Source organism: Alteromonas sp. ABV4_515, from assembly GCF_056160345.1.
In genome coordinates, this window is the sequence record NZ_JBSWWZ010000002.1 from 584,131 (window position 1) to 602,289 (window position 18,159).

20 protein-coding genes are annotated in these 18,159 nt (G+C 48.5%); 10 read left to right on the forward strand and 10 right to left on the reverse strand.

The features are described from left to right. Positions 1-24: 24 nt before the first annotated feature. The gene (locus tag ACXAGX_RS06860; RefSeq protein WP_474837402.1) at positions 25-975 is read left to right on the forward strand and encodes a chemotaxis protein CheV; all 951 of its coding nucleotides are present in this window, start codon (positions 25-27) and stop codon (positions 973-975) included. Positions 976-1,097: 122 nt separating this feature from the next. Further along, positions 1,098-2,444, forward strand: coding sequence for an alkaline phosphatase (locus ACXAGX_RS06865; RefSeq protein ID WP_474837404.1), 1,347 nt, complete (start codon positions 1,098-1,100; stop codon positions 2,442-2,444). Between the two features lie 94 nt (positions 2,445-2,538). Here ACXAGX_RS06865 and ACXAGX_RS06870 read toward each other — a convergent pair whose 3' ends face one another. The 9 genes from ACXAGX_RS06870 to ACXAGX_RS06910 form a co-directional block, all read right to left on the reverse strand. Further along, on the reverse strand, positions 2,539-3,243 hold the full coding sequence (locus ACXAGX_RS06870) for a VC0807 family protein (protein ID WP_070125735.1): 705 nt from the start codon (positions 3,241-3,243) through the stop codon (positions 2,539-2,541). Between the two features lie 44 nt (positions 3,244-3,287). Then, entirely contained in the window at positions 3,288-3,827 is a 540-nt protein-coding gene (locus ACXAGX_RS06875; protein WP_070125685.1) for a rhomboid family intramembrane serine protease, read from the reverse strand. Positions 3,828-3,897: 70 nt separating this feature from the next. Next, positions 3,898-5,061, reverse strand: a complete 1,164-nt coding sequence (locus ACXAGX_RS06880; RefSeq protein WP_474824403.1) for a glutathionylspermidine synthase family protein — start codon at positions 5,059-5,061, stop codon at positions 3,898-3,900. Between the two features lie 4 nt (positions 5,062-5,065). Next, positions 5,066-5,677, reverse strand: coding sequence for a DUF1190 family protein (locus ACXAGX_RS06885; RefSeq protein WP_474824405.1), 612 nt, complete (start codon positions 5,675-5,677; stop codon positions 5,066-5,068). Positions 5,678-5,690: 13 nt separating this feature from the next. Next, on the reverse strand, positions 5,691-6,107 hold the full coding sequence (locus ACXAGX_RS06890; RefSeq protein WP_474824407.1) for a DUF350 domain-containing protein: 417 nt from the start codon (positions 6,105-6,107) through the stop codon (positions 5,691-5,693). A gap of 14 nt (positions 6,108-6,121) precedes the next feature. Then, a complete protein-coding gene (locus tag ACXAGX_RS06895) occupies positions 6,122-6,772 on the reverse strand; it encodes a YjfK family protein (protein WP_474837407.1) in 651 nt (216 codons plus the stop codon). A 3-nt stretch (positions 6,773-6,775) separates the two neighbouring features. After that, on the reverse strand, positions 6,776-7,828 hold the full coding sequence (locus ACXAGX_RS06900; RefSeq protein ID WP_474837409.1) for a potassium channel family protein: 1,053 nt from the start codon (positions 7,826-7,828) through the stop codon (positions 6,776-6,778). Between the two features lie 133 nt (positions 7,829-7,961). Next, on the reverse strand, positions 7,962-8,642 hold the full coding sequence (locus ACXAGX_RS06905) for a PspA/IM30 family protein (protein WP_474824413.1): 681 nt from the start codon (positions 8,640-8,642) through the stop codon (positions 7,962-7,964). Positions 8,643-8,660: 18 nt separating this feature from the next. After that, on the reverse strand, positions 8,661-9,050 hold the full coding sequence (locus ACXAGX_RS06910) for a DUF2170 family protein (protein WP_070125692.1): 390 nt from the start codon (positions 9,048-9,050) through the stop codon (positions 8,661-8,663). Between the two features lie 186 nt (positions 9,051-9,236). Here ACXAGX_RS06910 and ACXAGX_RS06915 point away from each other — a divergent pair, with 186 nt between their 5' ends. The 6 genes from ACXAGX_RS06915 (at position 9,237) to secF (ending at position 15,300) form a co-directional block, all read left to right on the forward strand. Beyond that, a complete protein-coding gene (locus ACXAGX_RS06915) occupies positions 9,237-9,500 on the forward strand; it encodes a DUF6471 domain-containing protein (protein WP_474837412.1) in 264 nt (87 codons plus the stop codon). Between the two features lie 277 nt (positions 9,501-9,777). Beyond that, positions 9,778-10,815, forward strand: coding sequence for a tRNA preQ1(34) S-adenosylmethionine ribosyltransferase-isomerase QueA (queA, locus tag ACXAGX_RS06920; RefSeq protein WP_474824419.1), 1,038 nt, complete (start codon positions 9,778-9,780; stop codon positions 10,813-10,815). A gap of 156 nt (positions 10,816-10,971) precedes the next feature. After that, positions 10,972-12,084, forward strand: coding sequence for a tRNA guanosine(34) transglycosylase Tgt (gene tgt / locus ACXAGX_RS06925; protein ID WP_474824421.1), 1,113 nt, complete (start codon positions 10,972-10,974; stop codon positions 12,082-12,084). A 24-nt stretch (positions 12,085-12,108) separates the two neighbouring features. Next, entirely contained in the window at positions 12,109-12,447 is a 339-nt protein-coding gene (gene yajC, locus ACXAGX_RS06930) for a preprotein translocase subunit YajC (RefSeq protein ID WP_474824423.1), read from the forward strand. A gap of 54 nt (positions 12,448-12,501) precedes the next feature. Continuing rightward, positions 12,502-14,346, forward strand: a complete 1,845-nt coding sequence (gene secD / locus ACXAGX_RS06935) for a protein translocase subunit SecD (protein ID WP_474837413.1) — start codon at positions 12,502-12,504, stop codon at positions 14,344-14,346. A gap of 12 nt (positions 14,347-14,358) precedes the next feature. Next, positions 14,359-15,300, forward strand: a complete 942-nt coding sequence (gene secF, locus ACXAGX_RS06940; RefSeq protein WP_474824427.1) for a protein translocase subunit SecF — start codon at positions 14,359-14,361, stop codon at positions 15,298-15,300. A gap of 278 nt (positions 15,301-15,578) precedes the next feature. On the opposite strand, the gene suhB is transcribed toward secF, so the two are convergent. Further along, the gene (gene suhB, locus ACXAGX_RS06945) at positions 15,579-16,358 is read right to left on the reverse strand and encodes an inositol-1-monophosphatase (protein ID WP_474824429.1); all 780 of its coding nucleotides are present in this window, start codon (positions 16,356-16,358) and stop codon (positions 15,579-15,581) included. Positions 16,359-16,566: 208 nt separating this feature from the next. Between suhB and trmJ the strand changes: the two genes are divergently transcribed. Then, the gene (gene trmJ, locus ACXAGX_RS06950) at positions 16,567-17,280 is read left to right on the forward strand and encodes a tRNA (cytosine(32)/uridine(32)-2'-O)-methyltransferase TrmJ (protein WP_474824431.1); all 714 of its coding nucleotides are present in this window, start codon (positions 16,567-16,569) and stop codon (positions 17,278-17,280) included. Positions 17,281-17,290: 10 nt separating this feature from the next. Further along, positions 17,291-18,112 (forward strand): serine O-acetyltransferase, encoded by an 822-nt coding sequence (gene cysE, locus ACXAGX_RS06955; protein ID WP_474837415.1) that lies wholly within the window; start codon positions 17,291-17,293, stop codon positions 18,110-18,112. Positions 18,113-18,159: the final 47 nt, after the last annotated feature.

Here is an 18,159-nt window from a genome sequence, read left to right on the forward strand (position 1 = left end):
AAGCAATGCATGAAGAGAGATAACATGAGCAGTATTCTTAATAGTGTCGACCAGCGAACCAACCTGGTAGGAGAAAACCGCCTTGAACTTCTTATGTTCAGGCTTGGCTCCCGTCAGGCGTTTGCTATGAATGTGTTTAAAGTAAAGGAAGTGATTAACGTTCCTAAGATGAACGTCATGCCCGGATCCCATGGAAATTTGACCGGGGTAACCAATTATCGTGGTTCCTCTATTCCTGTCATCGATTTGCGTAGTGCCATTCGTATGAAAAATGGTGGCGATTCAACTCACGCTAAAAATGTGATTATTACTGAATATAATCGCTCGGTTCAGGGGTTTCTGATTGGTGACGTACTCAGCATTGTGAACACTTCCTGGCAAAACATTCAGCCGCCTCCTAAAACAATTGGTAAATCAAACTACCTTACCGCCATCAGTCAGATTGAAATTGAGGGTAAAACGGAACTGGTCGAAATTATTGATGTGGAAAAAGTGCTAGCCGAAATCATTGATTACGACATTTCAATTTCGCAAGGGGTGCTTGACCAGCAAGTGGTAGAAGCCATGAAAGGGCGTCAGGTGTTGGTCGTGGACGATTCCGCCACAGCCAGAAAGCAGATCAAAGATACTCTGGCACAAATTGGTCTATCTTGCTTAGAGTGTTTTAACGGTGTAGAAGCGCTCGCACTATTGAAATCCTGGGCCGATGAAGGCAAACGTCCCTCAGAGTTAATTATGCTAATGTTTACCGACGCGGAGATGCCTGAGATGGACGGCTATCGCCTAACCGCTGAGGTACGTGGTGATCCCAGAATGAGTGACTTGTTCGTAGCACTGAATACCTCTTTAAGTGGCAGTTTTAACGAGGCCATGGTTGAAAAAGTGGGGTGCGACCGTTTTATTTCGAAATTCCAGCCAGATATGCTAGTGGACGTGGCGCAACAAAGGATGCGCGAAATTCTGAGCAACGCGTAAATACCAGACTTCCAACTTCATTTTATCGTCTTTCGTGAATTTTTGATGACTCACGGAATTCACATTGGTTGCGCTGTAGATGTGTTTTACACTTTACGCAGTTTCAAATCATGGATAATAAGATGTTCAACAAATTAAGCCTGTGCCCGATCATCGGGCTGGCTCTCGTGCAAGGTTGTACGAGCACCGATATCGCCACAACAAGCGACACAACACTCACTAACGACAAACGCATTCCTCACAACATTATTATGGTGGTTGCGGACGGTATGGGACCTGCCTATACCACAGCCTACCGTATTTATGCTGACGATCCGTCTACACCCGCAATCGAAACCGGTATTCTGGACGAAATCCTGGTTGGTAATGCCTCTACCTATCCTGCTGCTGTATCTGGCTATGTCACTGATTCAGCCGCTGCCGCGACAGCTTTAGCGACCGGTGTGAAATCTTACAACGGTGCAATTGGGGTGGATGCCAATAAGCAGCCTGTTGAGTCTGTGCTGCAACGTGCGAAGAAGCTGGGTATGCGAACCGGTGTTGCGGTGACATCGCAAATTAATCATGCTACACCTGCCTCTTATCTTGCCCATAATGAAAGTCGTAAAAACTACGATGCCATCGCCGATAGTTTTTATGACGATAAGGTAAACGGCCACTTCGTTGCCAATGTCATGCTGGGCGGAGGAACGCAGTACTTCGTGCGGGAAGATCGTAACTTAGTGACTGCATTTACTGATAACGGTTATCAGTTTGTAGAGGGCTATGATGAACTGGCCTCTGTCCCTGCCGGTTCTGATGTTATTGGGTTGTTTGCGCCAGTGGGGCTACCGGCTGCCCTTGATGACGAGAATCATCACCGTTTGTCTTATATGACTGAGCATGCCATTAAGCATCTGGAGAATCCGGAAGGATTTTTCCTGTTGGTAGAAGCGAGTCAGGTCGATTGGGCTGGCCATGCTAATGATATTGGCTCTGCCATGGCTGAAATGGACGATATGTCAGTGACCATGTCTTACCTGCACGATTATGTCGTCGCTCACCCTGATACCCTGGTTGTGCTAACCGCAGATCATAGTACGGGCGGACTGACCATTGGTGCGAACGGTGTGTACGAATGGCACCCAGAATATTTGCGCAACATGCAGTCATCGGTATCGTCCATCGCGGTAAATATGGTAAGTGAAGACTCACCCGCAGGGTATGCGGAAGCACAGCTTGGATTTACTTTTGAAGGTGATGACACGGCAAGAGTCACAGACATTGCCGCATTACCGGATTTTGAAGCCCGGGAAACGGCTCTGAAGGCTTTTCTCGACGAGAAAACCAATACAGGCTGGACTACAGGCGGGCACACTGGGGGTGATGTGGAAGTGTTCGCTTTTGGCGCAGGTGCGCACGCGTTTGCGGGTCAGTTAGACAACACGGACATTGCGAGAACGTTTTTCCAATATTTGGAAGCCAAATAAAAGTAATTACACATATCGCAAAAAGCCGCTTCAAATGATTTTGAAGCGGCTTTTTTAACGGGATTAAAAAATAACGGGCTTGTTGCTCCGCCTCTTATTGATTAAGGAAATTGTCCAGTTCTTCGCCCGTCAATTTGCCTATCTGCGAGAATAAATACCACAAGGCCGTTACTAGCAGAATCATACTGGGAATAACGATTACCGGGTAACTTAGCATGGTCATACGACCTAATTCTTCGGTGTAAGCCGTGGTTCCTGGCTCACTCACAAGAATGATTTTCGCTAACGCGTAGTTCAGCACAGAGGATAAGAAGAATGAGCTGGCGACAATATACGAGCTTATGGCAATTTTCTTCCTGAACTCACCTTGCTTGCCTTTTTCGTCCAGCGCTTTGTTAAGGTTATCCCAGTTGATGATCTGATCGTTGAGGATCAACATCTTCACCAGCGGCTTTTTGCTGAACTGTGTTACCAGCACTGCAATACCAATCAGAGCAGGAATGGTGGCTTCTTTAATGGCGATGTATTCTGCGGGCAGTTTTAGCAGACTAATACCACCGGTGAGAATTACGCTAACAATGCCCAGAATGGAAAATCCATTAATTTTACCTGACTGTTTTAAATCCCAGATGCCATAAACAATAGGGAATGCCAGTGCCGCTACGATACTCCAGGCTGGACCAAGGTACTCATCACCACTGCCGTAAGACATGATAACGACGGGAATGACGATGTTGAATGCCAGGTTGCCAAAAAAGCCCTGGTTTTGCTGTTTTTGAGGTTCTGTGGTGCTACTCATAATATCTAATCTGTACGACGTTGAGTTCAGTATACGGGAATCAGCTACTTCACCCAATACCATGCTGCGATGAGGCCACCAATAAATCCGAATAAGTGATACTCAAAGGAGACAAAGGCTTTAGTGGGGAAGATGCCGAATAACATGCCGCCGTAAAGTAAGGCAACCAATACGGATATCACCAGATAGTGCACCTGTTTACTTCGAAAGCCTGCTAACAACAAGAAGCCAAAATAGCCATAGACGATGCCACTGGCACCGATATGAATAGCAGAGCGTCCGAACAACCATACGCCAAGCCCACCAATCAAAAAAACCGTGAGTGTAGTAAGCCAGAACGTTTTATTGCCCCACTGCATGATGAGCCACATAAACAGCAAAAGGGGCACAAGGTTAGTGATGAGGTGACTCGGCGAGCCGTGAAGAAAGGGGGCGGTAAAAATAAAGGGCAGGCTATGCAGCTCTCGGGGTATAACACCGAAGATGTTTAAACTGTTAGCGGTAAGCACGTTTATCGCTTCCAAGATAATAAGGACCAGGGCGACAATGGCAATAAAACGAAACTGTCTTTTAAGTACTGACATAACTCTCCGTCAGGCATCGCAGTGTATGCCAGGTATTTCTCATACTAACCGGCGGAGCCGGTGTGCTGATTCAGACGATAATGTGGGGCAGGTATCGGGACAAATCCTGCGTGATCATAGAACTGTCTTCCCGTACCGAAATGCCTGCAGGCATGTCATCAATTAGCCAACTGCCAATCAGTGTGTAGTTTTCAGCAAACTGCGGCAACGCTTGGTAGGCTTGAACAATAAATCCCTCTTCTCCATACGGACCGTCAGATAAATCGGTTTGCTTACCATTGTCGATGATGCTGATATTGGCACCTTCCCGGGAAAACAGTGGTTTTTTGATCCACTTGCCCGTGGACAAAGCCGGTGTGTCTTCAGCAAACCAAGACGGTAATAGGTTGGGGTGGTCTGGGAACATCTGCCAAAGCAAAGGAAGCAGCGCTTTATTAGACAATAGTGCCTTCCAAGGCGGTTCAATCCAGTGCGTACCCGCTTCTGAAAGGGCGTCGCCAAACGCTTCTCGCAGCATAAATTCCCAAGGGTAAAGCTTGAAGCAATCGGTGATAGGGTTGTCTTTTAGATCGGTGAACACACCTGTGTCACCCAGGCCAATATCTTCGATAAAGATAAAGTCGCTAATGATGCCTGCGGCCTCGGCGCAATCCTGCAGGTACTGCACAGTGCCACGGTCTTCATCGGTATCCTGACAGCACGCAAAGTGCATTTGATTTATTTGGTAGTAAGCGGCAATTTCGCTGAATCGGTTAACCAGCTTTTCCTGCACAGAATTGAACTGGTCGGCGTGCCTTGGCAAGTTGCCCCGATCAACCTGCTGTTCCAGCCATAACCATTGCCAAAAGCCTGATTCGTAAAGTGAAGTGGGCGTGTCAGCATTGTTCTCCAGCAGCTTTGCCGTGCTTTTTCCGTCGTAAACCAAATCAAGGCGGGAATATAAGGAAGGCTCTTCGTCGCGCCAGCTATGATAAATCAAATCCCAGTGCTGCTCGGGAATGCGAAATTTTTGCAACCACTGTTCATCAGCATGGATTTTTTCTACCGCTTGCAAACACATTTGATGAAGCTCGGCGGTAGGGTCCTCAATATCATTTTCAATTTGCTGAAGTGAAAACTGATAATAAGCCGATTCATCCCAGTAAGGTTCACCGTACATGGTGTGGAAATGAAAACCGTACTCAGCGGCTTGCTGTTGCCAGTCTAGCCGCTGCTTGATAGGAATACGAAGCACCTATCTAGCCGCCCCAGCCACCGGAACGACTGCTGCTTCCCCAGCTAGATTTAGCGCGAACAGAACTGCCGAATCCACCGCGATTCACCGTCCGGGTGACCGTCGGCTTCGGTTTGTAAACAGAGGGGCTGACTTTGTAATTCCGCTTACGGATATCACCATCAAACACATAGCCGTCGGCAGTGATCCATCGAGAGCGGAACGGTGAGTAAGGCGAATAAGACGTATAAATAGGCTGCGAATAATAGGGGCGCGGCGACAACAACTGACTCACCATGTAACCGGCCATGAACGGCATAAAGAAGCTGCCACTGCCAGAGTTCATTTCGCGGCACTGATTGGCGCCAAACTCGTATTCACAATCAGATTCAGTGCTAAAACGAGGACTGGTGCGGGCGGCTTCATCCAGCGCGGTCTGATAGGCGGCTTCACATTTTTCCACCGCATCAGGATAATCACGTTTGCAATCATCCACGGAGGTGTATATTTGCGCGTCTTGGCGGTCATCGGCGCAACCCGAAGACATGATGCCTGCGATACCCACTGCCAACGGCTTGAGCATAAAGCCTTTACGCATTTTAAACAGGTCGATATGACGGCTTCTTTTCTGGGTCATAATGCGCTCCCCACTAATAAGTCATACAGGCAGAATTCAACAAACCTACCGCAATAGACATGGCTGCCAGCATGATGCCCGCAGACACTTCGTTGTTGTTAATGCGTTCTGCAATTTTGGGCATAAACGTAAAGCGAAGCAGACCAAACGCACAAGACTGCGCCACGATGGCAATCACCGCCCACAGCGCGAAATCAATAATGGATACTGCGTTTGACGCCGCGCCAGACAAGGCGATGGCAAAACCAATCAGTGCACCGCCAAAACCGACAGCCGCCGCTACATTTTTGTCTTCCTTTACCAGTTTCCATTCGTCATGCGGGGTGACAAAGGCGTAAACGACCTTAAAAATGAAGAGAAACGCAATAGAGATGACAAAGTAGAGGGCGAAGTTATCCAGCCCAGAGAGTGATTCAAGAATGGCTTCCATGTAGTAGTCCTTAATTAACCGTTTATTGTTATATCTGCAGGTTCAATGTCGAATCCGGTGCTAATCACCAGGCAGCGGTCTGCATTATTACCGACAATTTTCTCTTCACCTACCACCAGTAATGATTCAGTTCTGCCGTTGTCGATGGGGCGTTCGTAAAGCATCATAAACTGATCGGTCGTGCTCACATCATCATCTTCCTCGTAGGTGGTTTCTGTAACCGCCACTGGAGGAGATATCTCACCAACCGCATCCCATACGCGATGAAAAACGTTTCCGTTTAACGTATAGGTGGGTTGGGATATGACAGACGCCAGCGCTTCTTTCCATTGTGCTTCACTGCCAATGGTTTTGGTTTCGTAAAAGTACCAAAGTTTGACATCGGTAATGTGATTTTCAGTCAGGCCACCGTCAGTCACAACCTGTAGAAAACCGTCATCATCGGTATAGAAACGCAGTAGGGTACCGCCACTATCGAGAGGCGCCTCACCCGCGGCTTGAATTAACTGAGAGCGTGCGGCACCCTCAATGGTGAGTTGCGGTTCGAGCAGCTTTAATTTCAAATCATCTAGCTCAAAAGAGCCACCCAAATACAGGCCCATGATTTCCGGAGCCTTAGGCTTTTTTTCCTGTTTATCTTTATTGCCGAATAATTTTGAGAACATGAATTAGTCTCCGAGTCGCTGCCAATCGATATTATTTAAGCGGCCGCCAGCGATATAAAACAATTTGTCTCCACCGGATATGGTGTGCGAGAGGTCAGGGTTCAAGACCACATTTTTATAAACACCACCAGGAGCATACCCAATAAGAATCGCGTTGTAATAACGCTTTAGATTACTGAAGACGTGTTCCACCGAAAGTTGACGGACATCGTCGGGAACCTGAACTGAGAATTGTGCCTGGCCATCATCGACACTGATGAGATCGTGATGCAGGGTACTAGAGCCGGGATCGAAGGCGGCTTTTGCTAACATCTCAACCGCCACCGACGGGGTGCATTCCACCTTCGGACAGTGAATTTGTAGCAACGGCACTAAGGTATCGTCGGTGAAATAAGCCACTTTATGGGCATCTGGGTTTCGGTTAGTGCAATAAAGCGCGGTGGTCATGGTTACGTCATCATGCGGGTTATCCATCAGAATGGTTCTCGCAGTGGCAACACACGCTTTATCCATATCTTCATCGCGGTTAAAAGAGTCTACTTTTACAAACTCAATTTTATCCGGCATGGGGTTATGGATGTCGGCTTTTACGCAAAGCACGATTTCGGGTTTATCAGGAAGGGCATCACGCTCTTTAAGTAACAAATCGAGTAACAGCAGTGTTTTTTTCTCGTTCCAGCCAATGACCAGAATGTGATTTTCCAGATGTAATGGTTTCATGCCTAACAATCCTCTTTGCCAATGATGGCTTACCCAAGCTGCAATCCGGCCGACTACCATGGCAAAAATACTGAGTCCGACAGGGATGACATAAAGCGCGACGATTAATTTCCCCGCATATGTCACAGGTGATAAATCACCATAACCTACGGTGGATGCGGTAACCGCCATCCAATAGAAAAAGTCTTCATTGTTTGTGAGCGTGGTTTCACCGGCAGCACTAAGCAACAGCCAGGCTATAACGCCATACAGCAGAGTAATGATGGCAATGGTGTACCAGCGCGATTCAGAGAAATAGCGCAACATTAATTTGCGTAAATGAACCCACGACGACATGGTGAAAGGTAACGTCCCTTGTTAATGCGATAGTGTTAATGCGACAAGTTTGCGGCTCTAGTATGACGCAAAACAGAATTCTGGTGCAAGATAACTAAAAAGGGCGCTAAACAGCGCCCTATAAATTTAGTACTTACTTACCGAGAATGCGGCTCAGTTCATCGTCGGCAGAGGTTTTTCCGCCTTTGATGCCAGCGTCTGCCAAACGTTTTTCCAAATCGCTGGTGGATTCTTCCGCTGCCAGCTCTTCAGCCGCCTGCAGCTCAGCAGAGCGCATCTTCTGCTTGTCCTGAATGCGGGACAAAGATTCCGTCGCCGTTTTCATTTTGCTGTTCGCGCCCATGTGACGTGAAGAGACGGCAACCTGTGCTTTTTGCACGCTTTCAGTGGCTTTCACCATATCGACCTGTTGTTCCAGGCGACGCAGGTTAGCTTTGGCTTGCTGAATATTGCCTGCTAATTGCTTTTCCGATTGTTTGAACTGGTCCAGGTACTGTTGTTCCTGCTCCTGTTCCGCTTTTAAATCCGCGACTTTTTGTGCGCAATCCAGTGCCAGTTGTCGGTCAGTATCAACGGCTTTACGTGCATGCGCTTCGTATTCAGCAATTGATGCACTGAAGCTATCTACTTTTTGTTGAGACAATTTGCATTTCGCCAGAATTTGGGTTCTTGCATGGTCAGACTTGCGCAGTTCTTCTTTTGCTTCACGGATTTCCTGTTCCAGGATCCGTATAGCCTGACTGTCAGCCACGGCCTGAGCGGCTTCAGTGGCACCACCTTTTACTGCTGTGATTAATTTTTTCCAAACAGACATTCGCTTCTCCTGCCAGGTTTACTGTAAATGTGTTTCATAGGCATCAAGGAATGACGCCACATTCTGAAACAGAGTTTCTACTTCAATAACAATGCTTTCCGGTTTCGACTGCGCACTCAGTGCGCCAAAAGCGGTGTAATATTCTTCGTCGTTAATGGTGGAAATACCCACCGTTGTCAGCGGGAATACCATGTGTGTGGACAAGATGTCATGGTTTAGCGCTGCGCGGTCTGTCACTTCCGATGCCGGAAACAGCAAGCTCTCTACCAGAATTTGCTCACCACTGATGGCCAGCCAGGCGTCAATGCCATCCTGATTGGCAATGAGCAAACAACCTGCTTCACGGGTAATGACGAAGTCGTCATGTTCTTGCAAGAGGGATTCAATTTTTTCCAGATCCCACGTCATAATGTTTCTCCTTTACGATTGAAGCGAAAATGTCGACAACACTGTAAACGACTTTTTGTGTGCCCGACAACATTCACGAGGCTCAGTCTAGACAAGTATGGGCAAAGTAGTCAATAATCAATACCTCATTTATGTGTAAAAAAGTGTGTTTTTGTAAAAAATAACTCACAAATGGTGGTTTTTCTTATGGCAAAAAACAACTGGCGGCAAGCTGTTGCTCGTTTGGTGAAGTCGGAAATGTCTATGAGAGGTTTTAAATATCAGACACTTAGCGACAGATTGGCGGAAATCGGCGTGGAGCAGAGCGCAGATAACCTGCGAAACAAGGTAAATAAAGGTATTATGGGTGCCGACTTATTTTTACAGATAATGATGGTTCTGAACGCCCGTCCCATTGCTATGCAAGCGTTGGATGACATACTGCAAGATCTCAACAGTGATGCAGATTAGTTTTCTAGTAGGTTCTGTCGATCTTTTTCTATGACGTGAGCGTCTCTTGCGCAGACGCTTTGTTATGCATTTGCTTAATTTTGAGCAAAAAAAACCCGACTAAATAGTCGGGTCAGAATAGGATTTGTTTGGGAGAACATCATCACTATCTGTCCAAAGCTTAACCGTTTAAGTCGTCGTTGTATAATATTTATGCGTATTGCGAAATATAAAGAGTTATAAAAAAATATACTGATATGTATTTATGATTTTTAATGTGCTGATTTTGAAGTGAAAAATGAAATTATCTGATTTTAGTTTCGAATTGCCGGAACGTCTGATTGCGAAATATCCTACCGAAAAACGTCGTGCCAGCCGCCTTTTGTGCCTTAACGGCACCAGTGGCGAGGTGGTACATCGCCAGTTTGCAGAGATGCTCGAACTGGTAAATCCCGGCGATCTCTTGGTGTTCAATAATACCCGGGTCATTCCGGCTCGCCTGCGTGGTAGAAAGGCCACTGGCGGTCAAATCGAAGTACTGGTAGAACGTATTTTAGACGACCATCAGGTTCTTGCCCATGTCCGCGCCAGTAAATCTCCCAAGCCAGGCGCCGAACTTTTGCTTGAAGACAACGTGAAAGTGACCGTTACCGGCAGAGAAGGGGCATTATTCCTGCTGCAATTTGAAAAGCATGCTTCGGTGCTGTCGCAATTAGAGCAATACGGTCATATGCCATTGCCACCCTACATCGACCGTGCTGATGAGAGCAGTGACAAAGAACGTTATCAGACCGTGTACAATCAGAAACCTGGTGCGGTTGCCGCGCCGACTGCTGGCCTGCATTTCGATGATGAAATGCTCACTGCACTGCGTGCCAAGGGCGTGAATCTGGCTTTTGTCACTCTTCACGTGGGAGCGGGCACCTTTCAGCCTGTGCGAGTTGAGAATATCAATGACCACATCATGCATTCTGAATATGCTGAAGTGCCTAAAGAGGTGGTGGATGTGGTGTTGAAAACCAAAGCTGCTGGCAACCGCGTAATCGCAGTGGGTACCACATCTGTTCGCTCCCTGGAATCTGCTGCTAAAGCCGCGGGTGATGAACTGATTGCGCCGTTCTTTGACGATACCGATATTTTTATCTATCCAGGTTTCAATTTCAAAATCATCGATGCCATGTTTACCAATTTCCATTTGCCGGAATCCACGTTGATGATGTTAATTAGCGCATTTGCTGGCCGCGAGCATGTCATGGCAGCGTATCAAGACGCGATTGAGAAGGAGTACCGCTTCTTCAGCTATGGCGACAGCATGTTTATTGAAAAAGCTGAATAGGCGTTCACTGTACTACTGACAGTGACTTGCGGTTAATTTTACGTCCGGCGCGCTCTAGAGCATGATCTGTGCGCTGAAACTGTTATAATCGCCGCCAAATTTTTATTTATCCACGCGTCCGAACCGGGCGCAGTCGAGTTCAGGATATCGTTTTTAATGCAATTTGAACTACTTAAGACCAACGGCAAAGCAAGACGCGGCCGTCTGGTTTTCGACAGAGGCGTGGTAGAAACGCCGGCCTTTATGCCTGTAGGCACTTATGGCACCGTGAAAGGCATGACGCCGGAAGAGCTTAAAGACAGTGGCGCGCATATTTGTCTGGGGAATACGTTCCACCTGATGCTGCGTCCTGGTACTGGCATCATCAAACAGCATGGCGACCTGCATGATTTCATGCACTGGGACAAGCCTATTCTTACCGATTCTGGCGGTTTCCAGGTATTCAGCCTTGGCGATCTGCGCAAAATCACGGAGGAAGGCGTAACCTTCCGTTCTCCGATTAACGGTGAAAAAATTCTGCTCACGCCGGAAAAATCCATGGAAGTCCAGCGTGATCTGGGCTCCGATATCGTGATGATTTTCGACGAGTGTACGCCGTATCCCGCTACCGAGCAGGAAGCACGTATCTCTATGGAGTTGTCACTTCGCTGGGCGAAACGCAGTAAAGAAGCCCACGGTGAAAACCCTTCTGCACTGTTCGGTATCGTGCAAGGTGGCATGTACGAAGGCCTTCGTGATATTTCTCTGGCCGGTCTGGAAGAGATTGGTTTTGACGGTTATGCCATAGGCGGTCTGTCTGTGGGTGAGCCGAAAGAAGACATGATCCGCATCATTGAGCATACGGCGCCTAAGATTCCGGAAAATAAACCCCGTTACCTGATGGGCGTGGGTAAGCCGGAAGATCTGGTTGAGTCGGTACGTCGCGGTATCGACATGTTCGACTGCGTAATGCCAACCCGTAACGCCCGTAACGGTCATTTGTTTGTCACTGAAGGTGTGATAAAAATCCGCAACGCGAAACATCGTAATGATACTTCGCCACTGGATGAGAATTGTGATTGTTACACTTGTAAAAATTATTCCCGCTCATATCTCCATCATCTCGATAAGTGTAATGAGATTCTGGGCGCTCGCCTGAACACTATTCACAATCTTCGTTATTACCAGCGTGTAATGCAGGGGCTGCGCGATGCCATCGATGCAGATGACCTGGAAGGTTTTGTGAAAGAGTTTTACGCACAAAAAGACATGCCGGTACCGGCACTATAACAACAAACGTTAAAAGAGGAATTTATGAGCTTGTTTATTTCTGATGCTTACGCGCAATCCGCTGGTGGTGCTCAACAGGGCGGCGGCTTTGAAATGCTCATTATGCTGGGTGTATTTGGTCTGATTTTCTACTTCCTGCTGTATCGCCCACAGGCAAAACGAGTAAAGGAGCACAAGAATCTGGTTTCATCACTGGGTAAAGGTGACGAAATTCTTACCCAGGGTGGTTTAGTGGGTCGCATCACCAAGGTTTCAGAAGAAAAAGACTTCATCGAAATCGCACTGAACGACGAGACTAACATTGTTGTCCAGAAGACCGCTGTATCAGCTGTACTTCCTAAAGGCACCATGAAATCGATCTAAGTAATACTGCCAAAGCCGGGATTTTTCCCGGCTTTTCGGTAAAAGGAAGTTCCTGTGTTAAATAAAAACTCAATCTGGAAAGTGCTGCTGACGATTGTCATCATCGGCTTATGTGCCTTGTATGCACTTCCCAATATTTACGGTGAAGATAACGCCGTTCAGATCTCTGCGGGTCGTGACGGCAAAGTGACTGAACAGATGGTGAGCCGCGTTAAGAAGACGCTGGCCGATAATAATATCACCGCTAAGGAAATCGAATTTGAGGGTGAGCAAATCCTGGTCCGCCTGACCAGCTCAGATGCTCAGCTTCGTGCCCGTGAACTGCTTGAAAAAGAACTGGGCACTGACTATTACGTGGCCATGAACCTGGCACCGGACACCCCTGAGTGGCTGGAAAATCTGGGCGGTACGCCGATGAAGCTGGGTCTGGACCTTCGTGGTGGTGTGCACTTCCTGATGGAAGTCGATATGAGCGAAGCCATCAAAAAGTCGCTCGAAGATGCCGAGAGTGGTTTCAGAACATCATTACGTGAAGAAGGGCTGCGCTACCGCACCGTTACCCAGCGTGATAATTATCTGGATATTCAGTTCCGTGATCAGGATACCCTGGAAAGCGCGGAATTTTTCCTGCGTAACCAGAACCGCGACCTGACATTCGAAGAAGTGGAGGGCATGACCCTGCGCGCCTCTTTTTCTGAAGCTAAGCTGAGCGAAATCCGTGATAATGCGGTGAAACAAAACATCACCATTATCCGTAACCGGGTTAACCAACTCGGTGTTGCCGAGCCGCTGGTTCAGAAGCAGGGTGCTGACCGCATCGTGGTGCAGCTGCCCGGTATCCAGGATACTGCCCGCGCGAAAGAAATCCTGAACGCCACGGCAACTCTGGAATTCAGAATGGTTGACCTCGATCACGATGTCGCTGATGCCGTAAACGGTCGTGTGCCTGCCGGCTCACAGCTGATTGATGATCAAAACGGTCGTCCGCAGTTACTGGAAAAACGCATCATGCTGACCGGTAACCACATCACTGACGCTAACAGTGGTGTCGACGAATACGGTATTCCGCAAGTTAACATCTCGCTGGATTCTGAGGGCGGCAACAAGATGTCGCGCTCTACCCGCAGCAATATTGGTAAGCCTATGGCTACCGTGTTCATCGAGTACAAGTCCACCGGCGAGCGTAATGCCGACGGTAAACTGGTATTTGAAAAACACGAAGAAGTGATCAGTGTGGCGACAATCCGTGCACAGCTCGGTAGCAGCTTCCGGATTACCGGTCTGGATTCGCCGAAAGAAGCCCGCGACCTGTCACTGCTGCTGCGCGCTGGTGCACTGATTGCGCCTATCCAGATTGTTGAGGAACGTACAGTAGGCCCAAGCCTGGGTGCCGAAAACATCGAAATGGGTATGCAGGCCATTGTATGGGGTCTGGCTGCGGTTCTTGTTTTCATGATCATCTACTACAAGGCGTTTGGTCTGATTGCCAACGTGGCGCTGATAAGCAACCTGGTCATCATTATTGGCGTTATGTCGATGATTCCGGGCGCGACGCTAACGTTGCCAGGTATGGCGGGTATCGTACTGACAGTAGGTATGGCGGTTGACGCCAATGTACTGATTTTCGAGCGTATACGTGAAGAGCTTCGGGACGGGCGTAGCCCGCAGCAAGCGATTCATATGGGTTACGACAGTGCCTTCTCGACCATTCTGGATGCTAACGTAACCACGTTTATCGCCGGGATGATCCTGTTCGCAGTGGGTACGGGACCGATTAAGGGCTTCTCAATTACCCTGATGATTGGTATTGCGACTTCAATGTTTACAGCCATTCTGGTTACCCGTGTCATCGCCAATGCAATCTGGGGCGGACGTCGGGTCACGTCGCTGCCGATTTAAGGAACCGTAATCATGCAATTATTATCTTTAAACCATACGGTTAATTTCATGCGACTGCGCGTCGCGACAATGGTCCTGTCGACACTTCTTATCTTAGGGTCGCTCGTATCGCTGGGCATGAATAGCCTCAACTGGGGCCTGGACTTCACCGGCGGTACGCTGATTGAAGTGGGCTATGAAGAGTCTGCAAATCTGGAAAAAATCCGTGCTGAGCTTGCCGGTGCCGATTTTGAAGACGCAGTCGTACAGAACTTTGGTAGCAGTCAGGACGTGCTTATCCGCATCGCCCCCCGGGAAGGTGTAAAAGCTTCTGCCATTGGCGATCAGGTACTCGCTGCACTGCGCGCTGACGGTGAAGCCGTTGAGATGCGACGTATCGAGTTCGTTGGGCCGCAGGTGGGTGACGAACTGACAGAGCAGGGTGGTCTCGCCATGTTAGTGGCTCTGCTGTGTATTCTGGTGTACGTAGCCATGCGTTTTGAATGGCGCTTCGCACTGGGTTCAGTTGCTGCGCTGGTTCACGACGTGATTCTGACATTAGGCCTGTTCTCTGTACTGCAAATCGAATTCGACCTTACTGTACTGGCTGCGGTGTTGGCGGTTATCGGTTACTCGTTGAACGATACCATCGTTGTGTGTGACCGTATTCGTGAGAACTTCCGCAAAATCCGTAAAGGCGAGCCTACTGAGATTGTAAATATCTCGCTGTCGCAAACGCTTAACCGGACCATCATTACCTCACTGACCACGGTGCTGGTACTGGTTGCGCTGTTTTATAAAGGCGGGGCGCTAATCCACGGTTTTGCTACTGCACTGCTGTTTGGTGTCGCTGTGGGGACTTACTCATCTATTTATATTGCCAGCTCTGTCGCACTTGCGCTGGGTATCAGTAAAGAAGATCTGATGCCACCGCAGGTGGAGAAAGAAGGTGCCGATATGGACCCATTGCCATAACAGGCGATGCTCACTATTTATCTAAAAGGTCGCTTCACGCGGCCTTTTTTTTGGCCCGACGATGAGAAAGCGTGGAAAACGGAAAGAAACGGAAAGGACGTGTGATAATGCATGTTAAGCTGGGATAGATGACTCACCTGTGGAGCAAGCACAACGCCTGGCGCTACAAACGAAAAAGCCAGCGACTGTCCGCTGGCTTTTATTCTGTTTTGCCGCTCAATCTATTTACAGATAAACCTAGGCAGCAATTTGTATAAACGGTTTACTCTCTCAGGTATTTAGCCCTTCAAATGCTTTACCAGGCCCTGAACCACTTTAGGGCTACCGGCGACGATTTCACCTTTGTACAGCGGGTCGTTGTTGCCTTTAAAATCTGTTACCAGACCGCCGGCTTCACGCACCAGCAGTTCACCTGCTGCGATGTCCCACGCTTTAATACCACGCTCCCAGTAACCATCCATACGGCCAGCGGCAACGTAAGCCAGATCAAGCGCCGCACTACCACCGCGACGAATATCGCCACACTCGTGGAAGATTTTATTCAGGCCTAAGGCGTATTCACCAAACTGGGTTTTATTTTTGAATGGCAGGGCAGTAGCCAGTACTGTTTCAGTCAGATCGCGAGGCTTGGTTACACGGATGCGGTAACCATTCAGCTGGGCACCCTGACCACGGCTTGCAGTAAAAATTTCGCTGCGAATAGGATCGAAAACCACCGCCTGATCAAGACGGCCTTTGTGCAGCAGAGCGATAGAGACACAGAAATGAGGAATACCTTTTACAAAGTTGGTGGTTCCATCCAGTGGATCGATAACCCACTGAAAATCTGAATCCTTGCCGTGCGTTTCGCCGGACTCTTCACCCAGGAAACTGTGATCCGGGAATGATTGCTGAATTTTGTTGATAATCGCCTTTTCGGCTTCTCTGTCGATCTGCGTTACATAGTCATTGGCGCCTTTTTCTTCTTTAGTCAGGTCAGCACGATTCTCAAAACCGCGCACAATGATTGTTCCGGCAACACGCGCAGCGCGCACCGCAATATTCAGCATAGGATGCATAAGTAAACCACCAATTGTAAAAGATCAGGATAAACGCTGTATGGATTTTGACCATACACGTCAAAAGCGCGCGAAGTGTACCAGAGCAGATAAAATATGCAATGGCAAGCGGTTAAAAATACGCCCTCATGCCGTGAAGCGAAATAGCCATCCAGATTGCTATTGTGCTATTATCCGCCACCCGCAAAACAGGTGAAAGGTTTTACTCATGCTCGAGAATATCAGAATTGTATTGGTTAACACGTCCCATACCGGCAACATCGGCTCCACAGCCCGGGCGATGAAAACCATGGGCCTGAGTAACCTTTATCTTGTCGACCCAGTAAGCGCACCCGACGGACATGCCAGCGCGCTGGCAGCCGGTGCCGGCGATGTGCTGGCTAACGCGAAAACCGTGTCCACCCTACAGGAAGCCGTGGCTGATTGTGGTCTGGTGGTCGGTACATCTGCGCGCTCGCGGACTCACTCCTGGCCCATGCTGGAACCACGCAGCTGCGGTCGCAAACTCATCGAAGAAGTGCCTGATTATCCGGTGGCGCTGGTGTTTGGACGTGAGAATAACGGCCTCACCAATGAAGAGCTGCAGCAGTGTCATTTCCACGTATGTATTCCTGCAAACCCTGAATACAGCTCATTGAACCTGGCCGCAGCCGTTCAGACATTATGCTACGAAGTACGCATGGCGTGGCTGGAAAAAGAATCATTCCCGCCGACCGAGAACGATTATCCACTGAATGATGATCTTGAACGCTTCTATACGCATCTTGAAAGCACCTTGTCCGGCACCGGTTTTATTGTAAAGAATCACCCCGGCTTGGTGATGACCAAGTTGCGTCGCCTGTTTAACCGCGCCCGCCCGGAAAGTGCAGAGCTTAATATTCTGCGCGGCATCCTGTCATCCATCGATAAATCTGTGAAGTAAGGTATGGCTCATGTTTTCAGGAATCAAAGAAGACGTTAAAGGGGTCTTTCACCGTGACCCGGCGGCCCGCAACACGTTTGAAGTACTGACCAACTATCCCGGTCTGCACGCTATCTGGCTGCACCGTGTGAGTCATAAACTGTGGACCCACGATTTCAAATGGCTGGCACGCAGTTTATCGACATTCAGTCGTTGGCTTACGGGTGTAGAAATTCACCCGGGGGCGACCTTGGGGCGCCGTTTCTTTATCGACCATGGTATGGGCGTGGTGATTGGTGAGACCGCAATAATCGGTGACGACGTGACGATTTATCATGGCGTTACGTTGGGCGGAACCAGCTGGAAAGCAGGAAAACGTCACCCCACATTGGAAAACAACGTGGTTGTCGGTGCCGGGGCTAAGGTACTCGGTCCAATCGTGATTTCAGAAGGTGCCAAGATTGGATCAAATTCGGTGGTAGTGAAAGACACGCCTGCCGGAGCCACTGTGGTTGGTATTCCTGGCCGTATTATTAAAACGCAGAAGTCTGCACCGGATGATGCACGGGTGGCTAAACGCCATAAAATTGCTGAAAAATACGGATTCGATGCTTACGCAGTCGCTACCGACAATCCTGACCCGGTGGCCAATGCCATGGGCGTAATGCTCGAGCACATCCATCAGATGGACAGCAAAGTGGAAGAATTGTGCGGTGTGATACGTTCCCTTGGCGGTGACGTATGTACAGATAACCTACAAGCCATTAAAGCCGAGGATTTTGCCGATACCGGTATCGATCCGGTCATTCCACAGCAGGGTGAAGTACTCGACGATTTTGACCCAAAAATCTGATTAACCTGATAGATAATACTTGACTAAATTACTAGGTTAAATACTTG

Excerpts from the sequence above, each read along its gene's own strand:
- ACXAGX_RS06860 (WP_474837402.1), top strand. The coding sequence starts at position 25 with ATGAGCAGTATTCTTAATAGTGTCGACCAGCGAACCAACCTGGTAGGA.
- ACXAGX_RS06865 (WP_474837404.1), top strand. The coding sequence starts at position 1,098 with ATGTTCAACAAATTAAGCCTGTGCCCGATCATCGGGCTGGCTCTCGTG.
- ACXAGX_RS06870 (WP_070125735.1), bottom strand. The coding sequence starts at position 3,243 with ATGAGTAGCACCACAGAACCTCAAAAACAGCAAAACCAGGGCTTTTTT.
- ACXAGX_RS06875 (WP_070125685.1), bottom strand. The coding sequence starts at position 3,827 with ATGTCAGTACTTAAAAGACAGTTTCGTTTTATTGCCATTGTCGCCCTG.
- ACXAGX_RS06885 (WP_474824405.1), bottom strand. The coding sequence starts at position 5,677 with ATGACCCAGAAAAGAAGCCGTCATATCGACCTGTTTAAAATGCGTAAA.
- ACXAGX_RS06890 (WP_474824407.1), bottom strand. The coding sequence starts at position 6,107 with ATGGAAGCCATTCTTGAATCACTCTCTGGGCTGGATAACTTCGCCCTC.
- ACXAGX_RS06895 (WP_474837407.1), bottom strand. The coding sequence starts at position 6,772 with ATGTTCTCAAAATTATTCGGCAATAAAGATAAACAGGAAAAAAAGCCT.
- ACXAGX_RS06900 (WP_474837409.1), bottom strand. The coding sequence starts at position 7,828 with ATGTCGTCGTGGGTTCATTTACGCAAATTAATGTTGCGCTATTTCTCT.
- ACXAGX_RS06905 (WP_474824413.1), bottom strand. The coding sequence starts at position 8,642 with ATGTCTGTTTGGAAAAAATTAATCACAGCAGTAAAAGGTGGTGCCACT.
- ACXAGX_RS06910 (WP_070125692.1), bottom strand. The coding sequence starts at position 9,050 with ATGACGTGGGATCTGGAAAAAATTGAATCCCTCTTGCAAGAACATGAC.
- ACXAGX_RS06915 (WP_474837412.1), top strand. The coding sequence starts at position 9,237 with ATGGCAAAAAACAACTGGCGGCAAGCTGTTGCTCGTTTGGTGAAGTCG.
- queA (WP_474824419.1), top strand. The coding sequence starts at position 9,778 with ATGAAATTATCTGATTTTAGTTTCGAATTGCCGGAACGTCTGATTGCG.
- tgt (WP_474824421.1), top strand. The coding sequence starts at position 10,972 with ATGCAATTTGAACTACTTAAGACCAACGGCAAAGCAAGACGCGGCCGT.
- yajC (WP_474824423.1), top strand. The coding sequence starts at position 12,109 with ATGAGCTTGTTTATTTCTGATGCTTACGCGCAATCCGCTGGTGGTGCT.
- secF (WP_474824427.1), top strand. The coding sequence starts at position 14,359 with ATGCAATTATTATCTTTAAACCATACGGTTAATTTCATGCGACTGCGC.
- suhB (WP_474824429.1), bottom strand. The coding sequence starts at position 16,358 with ATGCATCCTATGCTGAATATTGCGGTGCGCGCTGCGCGTGTTGCCGGA.
- trmJ (WP_474824431.1), top strand. The coding sequence starts at position 16,567 with ATGCTCGAGAATATCAGAATTGTATTGGTTAACACGTCCCATACCGGC.
- cysE (WP_474837415.1), top strand. The coding sequence starts at position 17,291 with ATGTTTTCAGGAATCAAAGAAGACGTTAAAGGGGTCTTTCACCGTGAC.